16 protein-coding genes are annotated in these 19,143 nt (G+C 45.7%); 13 read left to right on the top strand and 3 right to left on the bottom strand.

What is annotated here, in order from left to right; translation table 11 throughout:
- Positions 1-315: 315 nt before the first annotated feature.
- The 6 genes from NSQ55_RS26575 to NSQ55_RS26550 all read left to right on the top strand — a co-directional run bounded on the left by NSQ55_RS26575 (position 316) and on the right by NSQ55_RS26550 (position 6,624).
- Positions 316-1,392, top strand: a complete 1,077-nt coding sequence (locus NSQ55_RS26575) for a bifunctional 3-deoxy-7-phosphoheptulonate synthase/chorismate mutase (protein ID WP_076185451.1) — start codon at positions 316-318, stop codon at positions 1,390-1,392.
- Between the two features lie 259 nt (positions 1,393-1,651).
- Positions 1,652-3,028 (top strand): SulP family inorganic anion transporter, encoded by a 1,377-nt coding sequence (locus NSQ55_RS26570; RefSeq protein WP_254857101.1) that lies wholly within the window; start codon positions 1,652-1,654, stop codon positions 3,026-3,028.
- A 188-nt stretch (positions 3,029-3,216) separates the two neighbouring features.
- Positions 3,217-3,699, top strand: a complete 483-nt coding sequence (locus NSQ55_RS26565) for an Rrf2 family transcriptional regulator (protein ID WP_076137019.1) — start codon at positions 3,217-3,219, stop codon at positions 3,697-3,699.
- A gap of 21 nt (positions 3,700-3,720) precedes the next feature.
- Complete coding sequence (locus tag NSQ55_RS26560; protein ID WP_339169843.1) at positions 3,721-4,719, top strand: LLM class flavin-dependent oxidoreductase; 999 nt, start codon at positions 3,721-3,723, stop codon at positions 4,717-4,719.
- A gap of 192 nt (positions 4,720-4,911) precedes the next feature.
- Positions 4,912-5,685 (top strand): hypothetical protein, encoded by a 774-nt coding sequence (locus tag NSQ55_RS26555; protein WP_339169841.1) that lies wholly within the window; start codon positions 4,912-4,914, stop codon positions 5,683-5,685.
- Between the two features lie 105 nt (positions 5,686-5,790).
- Positions 5,791-6,624: a prohibitin family protein gene (locus NSQ55_RS26550; protein WP_076128733.1), complete on the top strand. Its 834-nt coding sequence runs from the start codon at positions 5,791-5,793 to the stop codon at positions 6,622-6,624.
- Between the two features lie 417 nt (positions 6,625-7,041).
- On the opposite strand, the gene NSQ55_RS26545 is transcribed toward NSQ55_RS26550, so the two are convergent.
- Both NSQ55_RS26545 and NSQ55_RS26540 read right to left on the bottom strand, forming a co-directional pair.
- Positions 7,042-8,034 carry a 3-oxoacyl-ACP synthase III family protein gene (locus tag NSQ55_RS26545; RefSeq protein ID WP_076128731.1) on the bottom strand — a complete coding sequence of 331 codons (993 nt, stop codon included), beginning with the start codon at positions 8,032-8,034 and terminating at the stop codon, positions 7,042-7,044.
- Positions 8,035-8,044: 10 nt separating this feature from the next.
- Entirely contained in the window at positions 8,045-8,386 is a 342-nt protein-coding gene (locus NSQ55_RS26540; RefSeq protein WP_339169838.1) for a hypothetical protein, read from the bottom strand.
- Positions 8,387-8,683: 297 nt separating this feature from the next.
- Here NSQ55_RS26540 and deoC point away from each other — a divergent pair, with 297 nt between their 5' ends.
- The 7 genes from deoC (at position 8,684) to NSQ55_RS26505 (ending at position 18,664) form a co-directional block, all read left to right on the top strand.
- Entirely contained in the window at positions 8,684-9,361 is a 678-nt protein-coding gene (deoC, locus tag NSQ55_RS26535) for a deoxyribose-phosphate aldolase (protein ID WP_036680262.1), read from the top strand.
- A gap of 310 nt (positions 9,362-9,671) precedes the next feature.
- Positions 9,672-10,964, top strand: a complete 1,293-nt coding sequence (locus NSQ55_RS26530; protein WP_036680260.1) for a homocysteine synthase — start codon at positions 9,672-9,674, stop codon at positions 10,962-10,964.
- 529 nt (positions 10,965-11,493) lie between these two features.
- Complete coding sequence (locus tag NSQ55_RS26525; protein ID WP_339169835.1) at positions 11,494-12,246, top strand: hypothetical protein; 753 nt, start codon at positions 11,494-11,496, stop codon at positions 12,244-12,246.
- 1,598 nt (positions 12,247-13,844) lie between these two features.
- The gene (gene aroB / locus NSQ55_RS26520) at positions 13,845-14,984 is read left to right on the top strand and encodes a 3-dehydroquinate synthase (RefSeq protein ID WP_339169833.1); all 1,140 of its coding nucleotides are present in this window, start codon (positions 13,845-13,847) and stop codon (positions 14,982-14,984) included.
- Between the two features lie 324 nt (positions 14,985-15,308).
- Positions 15,309-17,273, top strand: a complete 1,965-nt coding sequence (locus tag NSQ55_RS26515) for a heavy metal translocating P-type ATPase (protein WP_076219212.1) — start codon at positions 15,309-15,311, stop codon at positions 17,271-17,273.
- 183 nt (positions 17,274-17,456) lie between these two features.
- Entirely contained in the window at positions 17,457-18,398 is a 942-nt protein-coding gene (trxB, locus tag NSQ55_RS26510) for a thioredoxin-disulfide reductase (protein ID WP_076128718.1), read from the top strand.
- 32 nt (positions 18,399-18,430) lie between these two features.
- On the top strand, positions 18,431-18,664 hold the full coding sequence (locus NSQ55_RS26505; protein WP_076128716.1) for a glutaredoxin family protein: 234 nt from the start codon (positions 18,431-18,433) through the stop codon (positions 18,662-18,664).
- A gap of 138 nt (positions 18,665-18,802) precedes the next feature.
- On the opposite strand, the gene NSQ55_RS26500 is transcribed toward NSQ55_RS26505, so the two are convergent.
- Positions 18,803-19,003 (bottom strand): hypothetical protein, encoded by a 201-nt coding sequence (locus tag NSQ55_RS26500; RefSeq protein WP_036680251.1) that lies wholly within the window; start codon positions 19,001-19,003, stop codon positions 18,803-18,805.
- Positions 19,004-19,143 lie beyond the last annotated feature (140 nt).

Here is a 19,143-nt window from a genome sequence, read left to right as displayed (position 1 = left end):
AGCGGATCTTAACAGGGAAGGCGTGCCGGAGACTGAGAGCACCCTCATGAGACGATTAATGCCGAAGTTCACTTCCGAGTCGGCCCCTGAAGTAGTTTGTCACAGGTTGTGGCAGGTATGAGTAGGGAGGCCCGCGCCCCGCGTTACCGGGTGAAAGACAGAATTAATTCTTAGTCAGGGGAATATGAGATTCTATTCCTTTGTGCTAGTATTCGGGTTAATTCTAAATAAGGGTGGTACCACGGCTCCTCGTCCCTTGCGACGGGGGGCCTTTTTGCGTTCCAAATTATAACAAAAAGAGGGAGTGGAAGGGTAATGAGTAACGTGGAATTGGATGTTCTTAGAGGTCGTCTGGATGAAATTAATGGGCAATTGCTGGAGCTGATCTCCGAGCGGGCTAAGATTGTTCAGGAGATTGGAGGAGTTAAAGAAAAACAAGGTGTCCCTAAATTTGATCCAGAACGGGAAAAACAGATGCTGGATAAGCTCGTAGCGAGCAACAAAGGCCCTTTCACTAACGGGACGATCCGTAGCCTCTTCAAACAAATTTTCTCAGCTTCTCTGGACTTACAAACAGATGATCATAAAAAAACTTTACTGGTAGCCCGAAAGAGCCACAAAGAGGATACAGTGATTGTTCTGCCGGGAGATGTAACGGTTGGCGGTGCTTCTTCACTGATGGTAGCCGGTCCTTGCTCCGTGGAAAGTGAACTACAGACTCGCACCGTAGCTGCCGCCCTGCAAAAAGCCGGAGTACGTGTAATGCGTGGTGGTGCCTTCAAGCCTCGGACTTCACCTTATGATTTTCAAGGACTGGGAATGGACGGTTTAAGAATATTACGAGAAGCAGCAAATGAATATGGACTGCTGACCATCAGCGAAATTGTAGATCCAAGACATATTGAAGAGTCACTTGATTATGTGGATATCATCCAGATCGGTGCACGTAATATGCATAATTTCGAGCTGCTAAAAGCGGTCGGAGAAGTCGACAAGCCGGTACTGCTGAAACGTGGATTGGCTGCCACACTCGATGAATTCATCCATGCAGCGGAATACATCATGTCTCGTGGAAACACACAGATCATGCTGATTGAACGTGGAATTCGTACCTATGAAAAAGCGACCCGCAATACGCTTGATATCTCAGCAGTGCCAATTCTCAAACAGGAATGTCATTTGCCAGTATTGGTTGATGTAACTCACTCGACAGGCCGCAAAGACATCCTTATTCCATGTGCGAAAGCCGCACTCGCAGCTGGAGCTGACGGCATAATGGTGGAAGTGCATCCTGATCCTGCAACCGCATTGTCTGATGCCGCTCAGCAGCTGAACATTGATGAATTCAACACCTTCTTTAATGAAGTGAAGGCTTCCGGATTGTACCGGTAATCTAGAAATATAGAATTTGCATGATATTTTAAGGATTCGCTAGAAAATGAGGTGTATAAGCGCTTACAAGTCTAACTAATCTTTTTGTGAAGGTGAAGGTGGGTCGAGTACAATAAGCAACATTAGCGTTGCACCGGCCCCGGGTCTTTTCTGACAAAATCCACACATTTTAATAGTCACAGGAGGAAAATAGATTTTGAAGCAGCTTACCTTAAATAATGGGTGGTTTTCTAACACTCGAACCGATATTTTATCGGGGATGACCGTAGCCGTTGCGCTGATTCCTGAAGCGATCGCTTTTTCGATCCTGGCGGGAGTAAGTCCGATGGTTGGTTTATATGCCTCTTTTTGCATTGCGATTGTAACGGCACTTGCCGGAGGCAGACCCGGAATGATCTCGGCGGCTACGGGAGCTATGGCTCTGTTAGTCGGAAGTCTCGTATTAGAACACGGAATAGAGTATCTGTTCGCGGCAACTGTACTGGCTGGCGTGTTTCAGATATTGATGGGGATGCTAAAGCTGGGGCGGTTTATCACGTTTTTGCCACAGCCGGTCATGACGGGTTTTGTCAACGCGCTAGCGATACTGATTTTTATGGCACAGCTTACCCATTTTAAAGGACAAGGCTGGGTGATGTACGGACTGGTAGCTCTGACCTTGCTTATTATCTACACGGTTCCTCGGTTTACCAAAGCCGTACCTTCAGCACTTGTAGCGATTGTTATTGTTTCTATTCTTAGCATCGCTCTTCATCTGGACGTAAGAACCGTAGGCGATATGGGGAATATTACAGCAACTTTGCCACTATTCCATCTCCCGCAAATCCCATTTACGCTGGATACGCTGCTTATTATTTTGCCATATTCACTTTCGCTGGCTGTAGTTGGGCTATTGGAATCCCTGATGACTGCCACCTTAATAGATGATATTACGGGCACAGGTAGTGATAAGAACAGAGAGGCGAAGGGACAGGGGCTTGCGAATGTAGTCACTGGTTTTTTCGGAGGGATGGCAGGCTGTGCGATGATTGGCCAATCGATGGTTAACATGAAGTCAGGAGGACGCACGCGTCTGTCCACGTTTGTATCAGGGATCTTTTTATTATTCTTAATTATCGTACTTGGCGATGTGGTGAAGCAGATCCCGATGGGCGCGCTCGTCGGCGTAATGATAATGGTCTGTATCAGCACCTTTGAATGGGGCTCACTCAAAACTTTAACCCGTGTTCCGCTAAGCGATGCGCTGGTTATGATTGTGACGGTGGTCACTGTAGTGGTTACGGACAACCTTTCTATTGGGGTTTTGTTTGGAGTTCTGCTAAGTGCTTTAACGTTTGCTTGGAAAATAGCTTCGATCCGCCTAACTGTTCAGGAAGCAACCTCTTCCAAAACATATGCGGTATCCGGCCAGTTGTTCTTCGGCACGACAAGCCACTTCATTCATGAATTCGCCTACGATAGCGATCCGGATCATATTATTATCGATTTTTCACACTCCCATGTGTGGGACCAATCCGCTGTCCATGCCATAGCGAAGACGATGAGCAAATACGCCGAGCATGGCAAAAAAGTCACCATTACCGGACTTAATGACCAGAGCTCACAGCTGGTTCAGCGGGTGGGATTATCCATATGAAAAAAGATTGCGTTATATGCGCGATCTTTTTTTTATAGCAGATATTAACTGAAAGAAAGGCCAGCAAGGTTTTACTTTGGGTTTAAAATAATATAAAATATAAAGTGGATAATGTTTATCCGCTTTATACGCGGATGGTATTATCTACAGTTTGAATCAAACTATTTACGTAAATAGAGGTGCTGTACATGCATATGAAAACAGGGGTAGAGCAGTCGGTATATGCACTGGTTCTACTCAACATGCTGCCGGATAAGGCGGTGTTGTCTGGGGAAGCGATTAGCCAGCAGCTCGGAGCATCGGCGACCTATTTTCAGAAACTGTTAAGAAAGCTGGTAACCGCAGACATCATCACGTCTGTTCCCGGCATTAAAGGCGGTTTTAAATTAAAGAAAAGCCCTGAAGATATTCGTGTATATGATGTTTACCTCGCGGTGGAAGGCCAGCAGTCGCTGTATTCATCGAATGGTATTCTGGTAGATATGTTGGATTTAGAAAAAGAAGACAGCTGCTGCCTGTTATCGAATCTGATGGAAGAAGCTGAATCCTCTTGGAAAGCCGTATTAAAGCGGGAGACTATTGCTTCGTTGTCGGAGGAAATGCGTGGTGAACGCTTCAAAGATAAGATTGCAGCCCTAGAGGAATGGGTCAGTAATAAAATGGTCATCTAACCAAAGAAGGGATGTATTCGCATGAGATTAAGCCTATTGGATCAGGCACCCGTGACAAGCGGCAACACTGCGGAAGGTGCCCTGAATAAAGCAGAAGAACTCGCTATTTTAGCAGATGAGCTGGGATATAGCAGAATGTGGATGGCAGAGCACCATGGCGGAAATACATTTGCTAGCTCAGCTCCGGAAGTAACGGCTGCCCGTTTAGCCGCCAAGACCAACCGTATTCGAATCGGCACCGGCGGTGTAATGATGATGCATTATTCTCCGCTTAAGCTGGCTGAAGTATTTAAAACGTTAAGTGCTTTTTCCCCGGGGAGAATTGATTTTGGTGTGGGACGAGCTCCTGGTGGCGATACAAGCGCCATGTACGCTTTATCTGAAGGCCGTGAGTTAATGCTGCATAATATGTATGACAAGCTTGGCATTACCATGCAGCTGCTTAGTGATCAGATTCCGGAAGATGAGCTATATGCCAAAAATCTCGCTGCTCCAACGAAGGTGGCGCTCCCTGAAGTATGGTTGTTAGGCTCGAGCGGCAATAGTGCGCGAAAAGCTGCACAAATGGGAGTCGGATACTCCTTCGCACAATTTTTTAATGGTGCGATGAGTAATGAGATCTTGGACCATTACCGGAATAACTACCAGCCTTCTATCTTTATGGACAAACCAGAGATCAGTGTATCCTATATGGTGACCACAGCAGAAACGAAGGAAGAAGCTGAGTATGAAGCATTGCCGCAGGATATTTTTCGGTTGATGATGAGTAAGGGCCGGATTACTCAGGTGCTGACACCAGAAGAAGCTCAGAACATTTCGCTATCGGAAATTGACCGGATGTCAATCAAGGAAGGGCGCAAGATTCATTTAGTTGGTGCGGTTAAAGACATCGCCGTACGTTTGCAAGAAGAACAAGCACAATATGGATTCCAAGAAGCAATGATATGCAGCATCCCACATTCGCAGGAGAAACGGCTAGAGGTTTACCGACTACTGGCGCGTGAACTGCTAGGCTCTTGATTCTGGATAGCTAACCTTAACCCGCATTTCATGCGGGTTTTTTGTATGCCAATTTAGCTGTTTGATCGGCGCATACCCTCAAAAGACAATAAATTAACCCTCCCGCCTCCTAAAAGTAACATTTGAATGCCTAACTTCATCTATGATTAGTGAAAGATTTATTTTTAAAAAGAGGTTAGGAAGTGATCAAGGATGTTTCCTTTACATAAATCCGTTACGCTGACAGCCTTGCTTCTAATGAATCTGCTGGCAGGTTGCGAACATCAGGTGGACCCATCCCCCGCTCAATCGGCTAACGACTACCACATCTCAAGACCGAAGCCAACAAACACCGCTGCTAACCTCATTAAGCTGGAGTGGAAGCTAGTGGATACAATACCCATAGTCTCTCAACTAAGTGCTCCACCCACAGGCGCAACTTTGATTACAGAGAAGAAGCTGGAAGATTTTGAAGGAGTCGAAGTGAGTGTGTATACGATGGCTAGTGACGAAGACTATGTGTATGCCAGAACTTCTACTTCCAAAGGACAATACAGTCTAGGAGCGATAGGAACTTATAATTATCGTCAACCGGAGGATATTAAGGTAGAAGTAGTGCGGCTGTTTAGCGAAAAGGTGTTAAAAATCACCGGAGGACTAGGAGCAAATAACTCGCTCAGTAACTATTATTTAATCGACGAGAGAGGTAACCCCTCGGGTTTGCTGCAAATTGATACCGGACATTCCAAAGAGCTGGATGTTGATCAGGATGGATCTTTTGAGGGTGTAGCCGCACATGGAAATCCAATGAGTGCCTATATTTACCGCTGGAATGTTGATCACGCTGAGATAACTTTTGTTAATGATGCTTTAAAGGCGGACTCCGTGGTGCTAACGGATGAAGGAATATATGAAGCTTCTAATATCGGGGACAAGCAGAGCAAGAAATTCCGGTTGACCGTAGAAGGACTGATCCCAGAGCGGTAACGCCATGACCACTGCTGTTGAAATATTTCCTGCGACCATTTACCCTAAACCTCCGTATAGACGGTTAAGCTTGAATGATTATCCATAATCTAGGAGGGGTATTGGATGAATATGCAAATGAATCCGAAATTGAAACAGCTGCGTCCGGGAAAAATAGTCACCGGTATTGCAGCGGTGCTTATTGTATTGTTGATCGGCGCGAACTCTTTTGTATCTGTGGAATATGGGCATGTAGGTTTATACAAAACCTTTGGTAAATTAAATGACAATACATTGTCACCCGGCATTCATTTTAAAATTCCATTTATTCAGACGGTGATTCAGGTCAATACACAGGTAACGAAGGCGGAGACCGATACTTCAGCCTCTTCAAAAGATCTTCAGCCCGTGTCCACACATGTGGCGGTGAACTATTCCGTAAATAAGGCTTCCGCCTTTAATCTGATGAACAATATCGGAGGTAATTTTGATAGTGTAATTATCAATCCGGCCATTCAAGAAATCGTTAAAGAAGTGACAGCCAAATATCCAGCAGAGGATTTGATTACGCGTCGTGATGTAGTGTCTAGTGAGATTAGTGAGCACTTAACCGCTAGGCTGGCAAAATATGACCTGATCGTCAACGATATTAACATCGTTAACTTTAAATTCTCGGAGGCATTTAACCAGTCGATTGAAGCAAAGCAGGTCGCCCAGCAGCAGGCGCTGAAGGCCGAAAATGATCTCCGGCGGATTGAGATTGAAGCGAAGCAAAAAATCGCCCAGGCGCAAGCAGAGGCTGAATCTTTAAGACTTAAGAAGCAAGAGGTTACACCTGAGCTGGTGCAGCTGAAGCAAATTGAAGTTCAGGAGAAAGCGCTGGAAAAATGGAACGGCGTGTTGCCATCTGTAACAGGGGGAGCCACACCTTTTGTGGATGTTCAATCTCTGACTAAATAATCCATTATTGGGTTTCTGATTTATTTCACAATTTGCTGTTCTGTGATTGAGATCGTAGCTGTCTGCTTCAACAGAGTATTTATTATCCCTTTACGCTTACGGACTCAGAAGATGTTATTTGTAAGTTTTAAGGCTTAGGAGCATGGCTTCGGACTCCAGTGGGGCTATCCATTAGGTAGAGGTTCGGATTTGGTGTTTTTTATGCCAATAGCGGCTATGGGGTCCGATAGTTTCCCAAATGTGCAATTATGCTGCCTATAAGGTCAGCTGAGTCCGATAGTGGCTCGTACGCAAAAAAGCTCCTTATTTTACCTTATATAATTCCGGGTTTGGCAATAAGGACAGCCCATAGTGTATCAACAACTGCTCCTCTGATGAAAAAGCCCTACTTCTATAGAAGTAGGGCTTTTTATGCTATTAATATTGATAAAGCATCGTAGGAATTTGCCAGCCAGCGCCAACTGACCAAAAGAAGACATAATCGCCACGTTTGATTCGTCCGTCCTCGACTCCGCGTTGAAAGGCGATAAAAGGACTGCTTGTGGCTGTGTAGCCGAACTCGTCGCCTACATAAATGAACTTTTCTGCGGTTAGCCCAAGTCCGATTTGGATGAGCTCGATATTTTTCAGTGAGAATTGTGAAAGGCAGAATGCAGAGATATCATCCGTAGTCAGACCGTTGCGTGAGAGAAGCTCCTTCATATCCGCTATAGCCGCATCCACACACACTGTACCGTCAAAAGGGGTCCACCGTATCCGAATCTGCTCTGGGGTCATACCCTCTTGATAAATATTCGACAGGCCGCAGGCCGGGAACATAATATTCTCGGAGCCTTCAGAATCGGTGTAATAAAGGGAATCTATGAAGCCTGCATGCTCACTGCTGCGCTCTAGAATCACTGCTGCTGCGGCGTCCCCAAAGTTAGGGTAAGTAATTTCATCATCTGTATTGCAGTTCACTGAGCTGTAGTCGCTTCCTACAACGAGTGCGTACCTGATGCTGGGATTGGCTTGCATATAACGACTTGTCTGCTCCACGGCGGAGACCATTCCTGCGCAGTTAGCATTGGAATCCTGCGTAATGGTCCGGTGTTTACCTTGAAGCATACGGTGTAGGAGAAGTGCATTGGTAGGATAGGTGTACTCTGGCGTCTGTGAAGCGAACATGATCATGTCCATATCCTCACCTTGCAAATTCGCTTCGCTAAGCACTTTTTGGGCAGCCTTTAATCCCATCGTCAGAGCATTTTCACTCTGTTCTTTTACGATGTATCTCCGGTCGCGACCCATGACTTCTAGGAATCGTTTGATGTCCTTGCCCATACTCTGAAAATGCTTCAGATAATATTCGTTATCTACGATATGCTCTGGGTGGTAATAAGCAGCTTGGCGAATCGCTATATGTCCCAAGTGGCGCCTCCTATGCTTCAATAATTTCGTAATTTTCTAATTTCGTTGCCCGTGCCACTCGGCTTAACTGCATTTTTAGGACAGGGCTTTTGGCAATAATAAAGGTTACTTTTTTAAATCCGGATTGTTTATACAGTATGTAGCATTGCTCAAGCATGGGAAGTGTGTCCTTTGAGGATACATTCAATGTCTTGCAATCTAGGATGATCTCATATTGTTTGGGGTCGAATGCACTTATGATTTGGTCGTACTCATTAATGAAACGTCCTGCATCTTCTGGCGACATAGTTCCTTCGACTTGTACATTCAGTTTTTGATCTGTAGCATTTGTGGCGAAATTGAAGTTTCCCATTTTTGATTAATCTCCTCCTAAGTTTTATCTAAGAAAAATTTTGATGAATAGGATAAAAAAACCTATTTATCTAAGACTATTATCGTATTTTTAATTGGGAAAGTTTAGGGGATTAAACCTTTATTTTTTTAAAAAGATAATTTAGGGAATGATAAACTACTTAAAATCCATAAAATCTGCACAAATTAAGGTTTGAGGTAGGCATGCCCACCCTGTTTGCTTTGCAAAGCACAGTTCTATTGGTATGATTACAGAGATGAAAAAAACTACTATCCAAATCATGGAGGAATAATAAAAATGAGCGAAATTACACTATCGGGGATCATTGATCATACACTGCTTAAAGCAGATGCACGGAAAGAAGACATTATTAAATTGGCGGAGGAAGCTAAAACTTATAAGTTTGCTTCTGTTTGCGTAAACCCTGCTTGGGTAGCTACTGCCCATGAAGTGCTGAAAGATACGCCTGAGGTTAAAGTATGTACAGTAATCGGCTTCCCGCTGGGATCATCGACAACAGAGAGCAAAGCATTCGAGACTACCGATGCTATCGCTAAAGGTGCAGGCGAGGTGGATATGGTCATCAATATCGGAGCATTAAAAGATGGCAACGATGAGTTGGTTAAACGTGATATTGCAGCTGTTGTAGATGCAGCGCGCGGCAAAGCCCTGACAAAAGTCATCATTGAGGCTTGTCTGTTAACGGAAGAAGAAAAAGTTCGTGCCTGCAAGCTATCTGTTGAGGCCGGAGCAGATTACGTAAAAACATCCACTGGATTCTCTACAGGCGGGGCAACGAAAGAAGATATCGCGCTTATGCGTGCTACAGTTGGACCTAATATCGGTGTAAAAGCTTCCGGTGGTGTACGTAGTGCAGAAGATGCACATGTAATGGTACAAGCAGGTGCAAGCCGTATTGGAACTAGCGGTGGTGTAGCGATTGCTAAAGGCGAAACAAGCCAAAGCAATTACTAAGCCGAAGGGCTGAATCGGAAGCGGCGAGTGAGGAGGACAAGCTCATTCGCCGCTGTCCTGATTCAAGCTATTAACCGATCAGCTTGATTAGCGATTGTGTTTTATACATAAGTTTGAGGTTTTTATAATTTATATTGAAAGCGTTATCCAGTAGGTAGAGGACACTAGCAGAAGCATTTGACCAAAGTACAATAATTCACACCGGAATAATGAGATTTTTTTCTTTTCAAATGACGTGGTTTGTGAGAGAATGGGTACAATTCAAAATTGTTAATCATTTCTATACTTAATTATAGGGGAGGAAATACCTATGTCAGAAGATCGCAAGCTGTCGTTTGAAACTTTGGCTGTCCATGCAGGCCAGGAAATTGATCCAACTACTTTCTCACGTGCTGTACCGCTTTATCAGACCACTTCCTACGGGTTCCGTGATGCTGATCATGCAGCGGATCTGTTCGCGCTTAAAGAATTCGGTAATATTTATACTCGGCTGATGAACCCAACTACGGATGTATTTGAACAGCGTGTGGCAGCACTTGAGGGCGGGGCAGGTGCGCTTGCTACAGCTTCCGGGGCAGCGGCTATTTCCTTTTCCATTCTAAATATTGCGGGCGCTGGGGATGAAATTGTATCTGCAGCAAGTCTATATGGCGGAACTTATAATCTATTCTCGACAACACTGCCTAAGCTTGGTATTAAGGTACATTTCGTAGATTCGGATAATCCTGAGAACTTCCGTGCTGCGATTACAGATAAGACCAAAGCCTTGTATGCAGAAACAATCGGCAACCCACAGGGAAATGTTCTGGATATTGCGGCAGTTGCAGCGATCGCCCATGAACATGGGATTCCTCTCATCGTAGACAATACGTTCCCAAGTCCATATTTATTGCGTCCGATTGAGCATGGCGCGGACATTGTTGTCCATTCGGCAACCAAATTCATCGGTGGACATGGTACATCCATTGGCGGGATTATTGTTGACGGCGGTAAATTTGATTGGAAGGCAAGCGGTAAATTCCCAGGTCTTACGGAGCCAGATCCAAGCTATCATGGAGTGGTTTATACGGAAGCGGTGGGCCCGATTGCTTATATTATTAAAGCCCGCGTTCAATTGCTTCGCGATTTAGGGGCGGCGATTTCTCCGTTCAACTCTTGGATGCTGCTGCAAGGTCTGGAGACTCTTCATTTGCGGATGGAACGTCATAGCCAGAATGCGCTGAAGGTAGCGCAATATTTGGAGGCACATTCAGATGTGGAATGGGTAAGTTATTCGGGACTTCCTACGCATCCATCTCATGAATTGGCGCAAAAGTATTTGCCTAAAGGCCAAGGTGCGATCCTTACTTTTGGTATTAAAGGTGGAAGTGCTGCGGGACGTAAGCTGATTGAGAATGTGAAGTTGTTCTCTCATTTAGCGAATGTTGGGGATTCCAAGTCATTGATCATCCACCCAGCGAGCACAACTCATGCACAGCTGTCGGATGAAGAGCAAATCACAGCCGGAGTAACGCCGGAATTGCTGCGTTTGTCGATCGGGACGGAGTCCATTGATGATATTATCTATGATCTGGAGCAAGCAATTGCTGCCAGTCAACAATAGAAGTTTATATTTCGAAAAGCATTACTGCTCTGCGGTAATGCTTTTTTTGTTGCCTAAAAAAGTTGGAATATTCATCAGATTTGGCAACGCTTGCATATTTCAGGTGTGGCTCCCGTATTTATAAGTGAGGTAGGTAAATGAAATGTCGGTCGCTTATGTTATATAGCTTGGCATACCGGCAGCAATCCAAAGATAAAGGGTGGGTGCGAGGATGAAGGGTGAACGTCAGCAGGATGGTTTGCGGAGTAGTGAAGAGCGCCCGTTCAAGTTCATGTATAAGGCTGGTGATCGGACTGTGGGAATGGAAATGAGCCAAGCTGGATCCGTAGCCTCCGCTGCCGCAGAATTTATCGCTGGAGTAGAGCAGAGGGATGTCATTGAGCCTTTGAAGCGGTCTTATTTTAAGCGGCCGGGGGAACCATCGACATTCCTAGTGCTGCGTGAAGGAAGAGAAGAACGTCTTGCTGGACGGGAAGGAACAAGGACTGTTCAAGCGGGACCTTGTTTGATACGGAGTGAGGAATGGCTGTTGGAACCAGAGCTGTTCTGTCTTTATGAGAACTGGTTATCCAGCGAGGATGAACTGCAAACATCGCGCTTTCTACAGCGAATCTCTTATCGTCTGCGCGCAGCTGTTGCCGAGCTGCTCGAATCGCCGGATGGCGAATGGGCAGCGGTCACCCTGCTGCATCCAGAGTCACTTGCGGTGGCGCAGCCCGCCAAGCTTGCCGCGCTTCAGGACGCGCAGCTCGAAGCGCTGTTCGCTGCGGTGGCGGAGAGCCAGCGGCAAGGCGGCGATTGCCGCCTTGACCTGCTGGTCGCCTACACCGCAAGCGCAGCCGAATTCGCCGCAAAGCGCGAATTCATCGAAGACGTGGCCGATCAGACACTCGGCCACGCTTATGCGGCGGCATGCCGCATCGGGGCGCTGATCGCGCCCGATGTGGAGCCTGCCGCCGCTGCGGAAATCGCGCGTATCGCCGATTTCCTAGTGCTGGACGGCGCGGCGGGCGAACACGCGCCGGAAGAGACCGCCGCGGAGGAATTCGCCCTGGCGGCGGGGAAGATCTTTGCCGCCGTGACGAGCGTGAAGCCGGCGGCGGTGGTGCTCGCCGCGGGGACACCGGCGGCGTCGGCTTTGGCCGATCTGTATCAGATCGGGCTCAGCGGGATCTTTTGCAGCGCCGGTCAGCGGACCGAAGCGCTGCTGAGAGCGGCCTGCCTAATCTGGATCGCCAGGCAGCGAGAAACGCTGGATACTGCCGCCGGGGGAAGGCAGTAAGCTTTTTCTGCTGAACGATACGGTGCAGTTCATATAAGAATCGAAAAAAGACTTCAGAGCAGCGATTATCCGGTTATCGGAGAATCGTTGCTTTGTTTTTTTGGTCGTTAGCTACCTGCTTCAACAGCGTATATATAACCCAGTCCTCAACTCCGTGCTCCTACCTGTGCTCAACCTCAGCACTTAAACTAATCAACACTCAAACTAGGCACTAACCTCTGCACTCCTCACCCCCCGATGCTTAAGGACCCAGATGACGCTATTTGCCTGATTTTAGCTTTTTAAGCATGGTTTCGGACACCAGAGACACTATTCGTTAGGAAGAGGTACATATTTGGTGCTTTTCAGGTCAATAGCTGCAATGGAGTCCGTTAGAATACCAAATGTGTTTAAAATCAGCGATTAGGGTCAGCTGAGTCCGATAGTAGCTACATTCGCGAGCAACTTGCATCATACGTTCATCACTCGTGTCGTACTCATACTTTGCGCTCTACCTCCGCACTCAAACTAATCGTGCACCTCTGCACTTAAACTAATCAACACTCAAAGTCTGCACTTAACCTCCGCCCCCCCGATGCTTAAGGACCCAGATGACGCTATTTGCCTGATTTTAGCTTTTTAAGCATGGTTTCGGACACGAGAGACACTATTCGTTAGGAAGAGGTACATATTTGGTTCTTTTCAGGTCAATAGCTGCAATGGAGTCCGTTAGAATACCAAATGTGTTTAAAATCAGCGATTAGGGTCAGCTGAGTCCGATAGTAGCAACATACGCGAGCAACTTGCATCATACGTTCATCAATCGTGTCGTACTCATACTTTGCGCTCAACCTCCGTACTCAACCTCCGTACTTAAACTAATCAGCACTCAAAGTCTGCACTTAACCTCCGCCCCCTGATGCTTAAGGACCCAGATGACGCTATTTGCCTGATTTTAGCTTATTAAGCATGGTTTCGGACACGAGAGACGCTATTCGTTAGGAAGAGGTACATATTTGGTTCTTTTCAGGTCAATAGCTGCAATGGAGTCCGTTAGAATACCAAATGTGTTTAAAATCAGCGATTAGGGTCAGCTGAGTCCGATAGTAGCAACATACGCGAGCAACTTGCATCATACGTTCATCACTCGTGTCGTATTCATACTTTGCGCTCTACCTCCGCACTCAACCCCCTGTACTCCTACCTTGTTCCCAACCTCCGCACTTAAACTAATCTGCACTCATGCTTTGGATGCAACCTCCGCACTCCCACCCTGTGCCCAACCACCGCACTTAAACTAATTTGCACTCATGCTTTGCATTTAAACTCTGCACTTAACCTCTGCACTTAACCTCTGCACTCCTCAACCCCCGATGCTTAAGGACCCAGATGACGCTATTTGCCTGATTTTAGCTTTTTAAGCGTAGTTTCGGACACCAGAGACGCTATTCGTTAGGAAGAGGTACATAATCCTCTGGACTATCACCAATAGATACATGCAACATTAGTTTTTGAACATCCACATACGTTTCCAGCTTCTCCTTACATTTTACATAAACAGGATAATGACAGTGAAGGCTCGAATTTTATTAGCATCTTGCTGAATAGGGGTGCTGTAGATGTCTACAAATTTTAGAGTTGGCCTGCAAAAGGTCGTAGATCATTCTTACGATATTGAGATTGGGGAAGGTCTTTTTGGCGCTCTGATCGAGGATTTGAAACATGGAATTGTCGAAAATGTAAGCAAATTCGCGATTGTTACAGATTCAAAAGTTGAAGCCCTGTATGGACAAGCCTTGTTAGAACAACTGCATCAGAATGATTTTCAAGCGGAGTTATTTTCTTTCCCTGCTGGAGAGAAGTCTAAAACCCGAGAAACGAAGGCACAGCTGGAGGACCGGCTATTAAGCCGTTCTTATGGACGGGATTGCTGTATCCTTGCCATCGGAGGTGGAGCGGTAACGGATTTGGCAGGTTTTTTGGCTGGAACATTTGGTCGGGGAGTGCCAAGTTTGAACTATGCAACTACCCTTTTAGCAGCAGCGGATGCTTCAATTGGTGGTAAAACGGGCGTGAATACACCAGTTGCAACCAATCTAATTGGTGTTTTTCATCAGCCTAAAAAGGTCTACATCGACCTAGCCACTTGGAAAACGCTTCCGGTACGTGAGCTTCGTAGTGGTTTGGCTGAAACAATCAAACATGCCTGCATCGCGGATGCTGACTTTTTTGAGTTTCTTGAACAGAATATGGAGCGAGTGGTCTCCTCAGATGGCGAACTTGTATTAGATCGAGAGGTTTGCGAACGGATTGCTTTTCATAATTGTGAGATCAAGTACAGCGTGGTGGAAAAGGATGAACTGGAGAGCAACCTGCGACAAATTCTAAATCTGGGGCATACTGCTGGCCGGGCGTTAGAGGCTTTAAGTGGTTATGAATTATTACATGGTGAAGCTATTGCGATTGGAATCGCCGTTCAGGTGCAGCTGGCAGAACAGTTGGGGTATGTAACGCCAGATCAAACTCAGCGTGTGATTGCTTTGTTGAAGAAGGCGGGACTTCCGACTGAAATACCAGCAACCATTACAAATAGAATGCTGATTGATAAGATGTATACGGATAAAAAGGTTCGCAAAGGGCGTATACGGTTTGTGTTCCAAGCTGGAATTGGAGCGATGAAGTCTTTTGAAGGTGGAGCTTATTCGACGCCAGTTGAAGAGCAAGTCCTATCCGAGCTTTTAAATAAAATACGCAGCTAAGATAGGAAAAAGTTATTCTAAATTTATGACGAATAGCCCAAAAGGTAGGGTTTACTTTTTCGTTCAAGGTGGTATTATTAAAATATAAGTTGCACTAAGGAAATATAGTTGTACTGTTGCAACAATGATTATCATTCTCACTACTCATAGTTATCATTCATGCTGTCCCGGCTAAGCCGGGGCAGCATGTGTCATTTTAGGGGTCTTAAGAATGGCTCTCATTATCATTTAGACAAAACAAAACGTATGCTCCCGAAGCAAGTTTTGTTGCGAAGAGAAGTCAATGAAGTAATCCTACACAAAACTTTCAGGATGGTGATTATTATGCAAGCAACATCAAAACATTTACCCCAGCAAACCTCAATCTCCGGCAGCATGAAGAAACCAGGCGCTCCAAAACGCCGGTTCGATCTGAGAGCCATGCTCAGCAACTCCGAGATGCAGGCTGCGCTTGGCAGCGGAGTACTTATGCTTTTTGCTTGGGCTATGGGCAGCTGGTCAGAAGTTTTCTCTATAGTACTTTATGTTATTTCGTATACCATTGGTGGCTGGAACAAAGCCAAAGAAGGCGTTGAGACGCTCGTCAAAGAACGTGATCTCGATGTGAACCTGCTGATGATTGCGGCCGCACTAGGCGCGGCTACCATTGGGTACTGGAATGAAGGTGCTATGCTCATCTTTATTTTTGCGCTTAGTGGAGCTTTAGAGAGCTATACGATGGAACGGAGTAAGAAGGATATTTCCTCACTTATGGCCTTGAAACCTGCCACAGCCATGCGGATTGAGAAAGGAAGCATGAACGAGGTAGCTATCGATCAGTTAGTAATTGGAGATCTGTTGCTTGTACGTCCAGGGGATCTTATTCCTGCAGATGGCAAGGTGTACAGAGGAGAATCGGCAGTAGATCAGGCTTCCATTACAGGAGAGTCAGTGCCTGTTGAAAAATGTGCCGGCAGCGAAGTATTCGCAGGTACGGTCAATGGAGAAGGTCCACTTTATATTGAAGTAACGAAATCAGCAGAGAACACACTTTTTTCCAAGATCATTAAGATGGTAGAAGAAGCAGAGTCGGATGTTCCAAACTCACAGCGATTCATTAAAAGACTGGAAGCCATCTATGCACGGGTAGTCGTTGCCTCGACTGTGGCTCTTATTTTCCTTCCACCCTTTTTGCTGGACTGGAGCTGGAGCGCAACCTTTTATAAAGCGATGGTTTTTCTTGTAGTAGCCTCGCCTTGTGCGTTGGTCTCATCGATTATGCCTGCGATGCTGTCGGCCATTTCCAAAAGTGCGCGAAAAGGGATTTTATTTAAAGGAGGGGTCCACCTCGAAAATATGGCCCGGACCTCTGTTGTAGCTTTTGATAAGACAGGGACCCTTACAGAGGGGACTCCGCAGGTGACAGACTTTATTGCAGCTGAAGGCTACAACCGGGAAGAATTACTGGCGATTAGCGCATCCATTGAGCATATGTCACGCCATCCATTGGCGGAAGCCATTGTGCGTAAAGCTGAGGAAGAATATCTGGAGCTGCGGGGAGTGCAGGAAAGTAAAACCATCACTGGCTGGGGAATTGAAGGTCAAGTTGACGGGCATCTCTGGAAAATTGGAAAGTCCAATTTACTGGATGAGCTGACTTCATCTGCGATGAATTCTGAGCTTGCATTCTGGAGAACTAAACGGCAGCAGTTGGCGGAAGAGGGGAAGACTGTCTCCATTATTTTGGACGGTGAGCATATTGCAGGTATGATTGCATTGCAGGATACAGTTCGCCCACAAGCAGAAGCCGCAGTGCGGAAGCTGCAGGAGCTGGGGATTAAAGTGGCTATGCTTACGGGTGACCGGGAAGCTACAGCAAAAGTTATTGCGGCTTCAACCGGAGTAGATTTAGTATTTGCCGACCTTTTACCAGAGGATAAAGTAAAGCATATTAAGGCGCTTCGTGAAGAGCACGGTAATGTTGTGATGGTGGGTGACGGTGTGAATGATGCGCCTGCTCTGGCTACAGCGACTGTTGGTATGGGAATGGGCATGAAAGGCAGTGGTGCAGCGCTTGAGATCGCCGATGTAGTGCTTATGAATGATAATATTGAAGAGATCGCCTCGACCATTTCATTGGCACGGCGCTCACAGCGTATTGTGAAGCAAAATATGATTTTTGCTGTAACAGTAATCGCGGTTCTGATGATCAGTAACTTTGTGCAGGGCATCGCCCTTCCTTTTGGCGTGATCGGTCATGAAGGCAGTACGATATTGGTTATTCTTAATGGGCTGCGATTGCTGCGGTAAGTGGTCAGTGAAGTTACTGTGTATTATTTATTGCCAAAAATTAAATTGTTCACAAATGATTTTTCCCTGAGGGAGTCTGGCTTATTGACATTTTTGCTTTCAGTTAGCATAATTAAGACTACATTATAATTATTTTAAATAAGAAGCGACGTCACTGCCGTCTAACTCAAGGAGGATATAGATATGTATAAATCAATAATTGTTGGAACCGGACCGGCGGGGTTGACTGCTGCTATCTACTTGGCTCGTGCCAATTTGAACCCACTAGTAATCGAAGGACCTCAACCTGGCGGACAATTGACCACCACTACAGAAGTGGAGAATTTCCCGGGATTTCCTGATGGAATTATGGGTCCAGACTTAATGGATAATATGCGTAAACAAGCTGAACGTTTTGGTGCGGAATTCCGTACGGGTTGGGTGAACAGTGTAGAACTTGGAGAGCGTCCTTTTAAGCTTAATGTTGAAGGATTGGGTGTTCTTACGACGGATACCCTGATCATTTCGACTGGCGCTACGGCAAAATACCTCGGTATCCCAGGCGAGCAGGATAATGTGGGACGCGGTGTGAGCACCTGTGCTACCTGTGATGGATTCTTCTTCCGTAATAAAGAGATCGTGGTTGTTGGCGGTGGAGATTCTGCGCTTGAGGAAGCGGGTTTCTTGACTCGTTTTGCCTCCAAAGTAACGCTGGTACACCGTCGTGAAGAGCTACGTGCTTCCAAGATCATGCAGGATCGCGTTCGCGATAATGTTAAAGTAGCTTGGAGCCTGAATCGTACTCCTCTGGAAGTAACTTCTGGAGACAAAGGCGTGAGTGGACTAAAAGTGCTGAACAATGAGACCGGACAAGAAGAAATCATTGAAGCAAGCGGAGTGTTTGTGGCGATTGGCCACCATCCTAACACTGCATTTTTGGGTGGACAAATCACAACTAATACTGAAGGTTATATCATGACTAACCCAGGTACTTCTGAAACTAATATCCCAGGCGTATTCGCTTGTGGTGATGTGCAGGATACCCGTTATAGACAAGCAATTACGGCAGCAGGCAGTGGATGTATGGCAGCTATGGATGCTGAGAAATACATTGAAAGTCTGGAACATAGCGCGGTTATTCTGTAACATAACTGTAATCTTCCATAGGAGGTCTAATGATGGAAAATGTAATTGTATATACATCAACAAATTGTCCACATTGCCGTCAGGTGAAGAGCTTTTTGAGTGAAAAAGGCGTAGCCTATGAAGAGCGTAATATTGAGCAGAATGATGATTACGCGCAGCAGGTTTGGGATATGGGAATGAGAGCTGTTCCTGTAACTGTAATTGGTGAGCACAAAATCGTGGGGATGAATAAAACTCAGTTCGACAAAGCATTGGCGACTGTTTAATTAAATATATTTCTGTGAGGAAATTGCAAAAGGTCGCTTCCATTTTGGAGGTGATCTTTTTGTGGTCTAAGTATACAAAAATAGCCTGACGCTAATATGCGCAGGCTATTTTTTATGATGTAAATCGCAAAGTTCAATTTAAGCTTGAGTGAAAGAGGTAATGATCTGAAATAGGACGTATACAGCAACACCGCTGCCGATCAGAATGAACCCTGATTTCTTTTTGGCTTGAAAAAAACGGAGCACACCGAGACTGATCAAAGGGGCAATAATGAGCAGAAAAAGCAACACAGTGATGAACATCTGTGCCGAGATATCAGACGTATCAACATAGGTCATGGACTCGCTCTCCATTTCAAAAAAGGGGTTGTAGTGATAAATGTCACACTAACTTATCCTTTATTATATAGGATTTAAGTTGCTTTTACTGCACTTTTGATCCACCTAAATGCGGCAATTTTACGTCAATTCTATCCGCT

It is taken from the genome of Paenibacillus sp. FSL H7-0943 (assembly GCF_037963265.1).
In the GTDB taxonomy this organism is placed as follows: Bacteria; Bacillota; Bacilli; order Paenibacillales; family Paenibacillaceae; genus Paenibacillus_AQ; species Paenibacillus_AQ odorifer.
The sequence above is the reverse complement of the archived record's forward strand: the minus strand, read 5'-3'. Positions and strand labels throughout refer to the sequence as shown.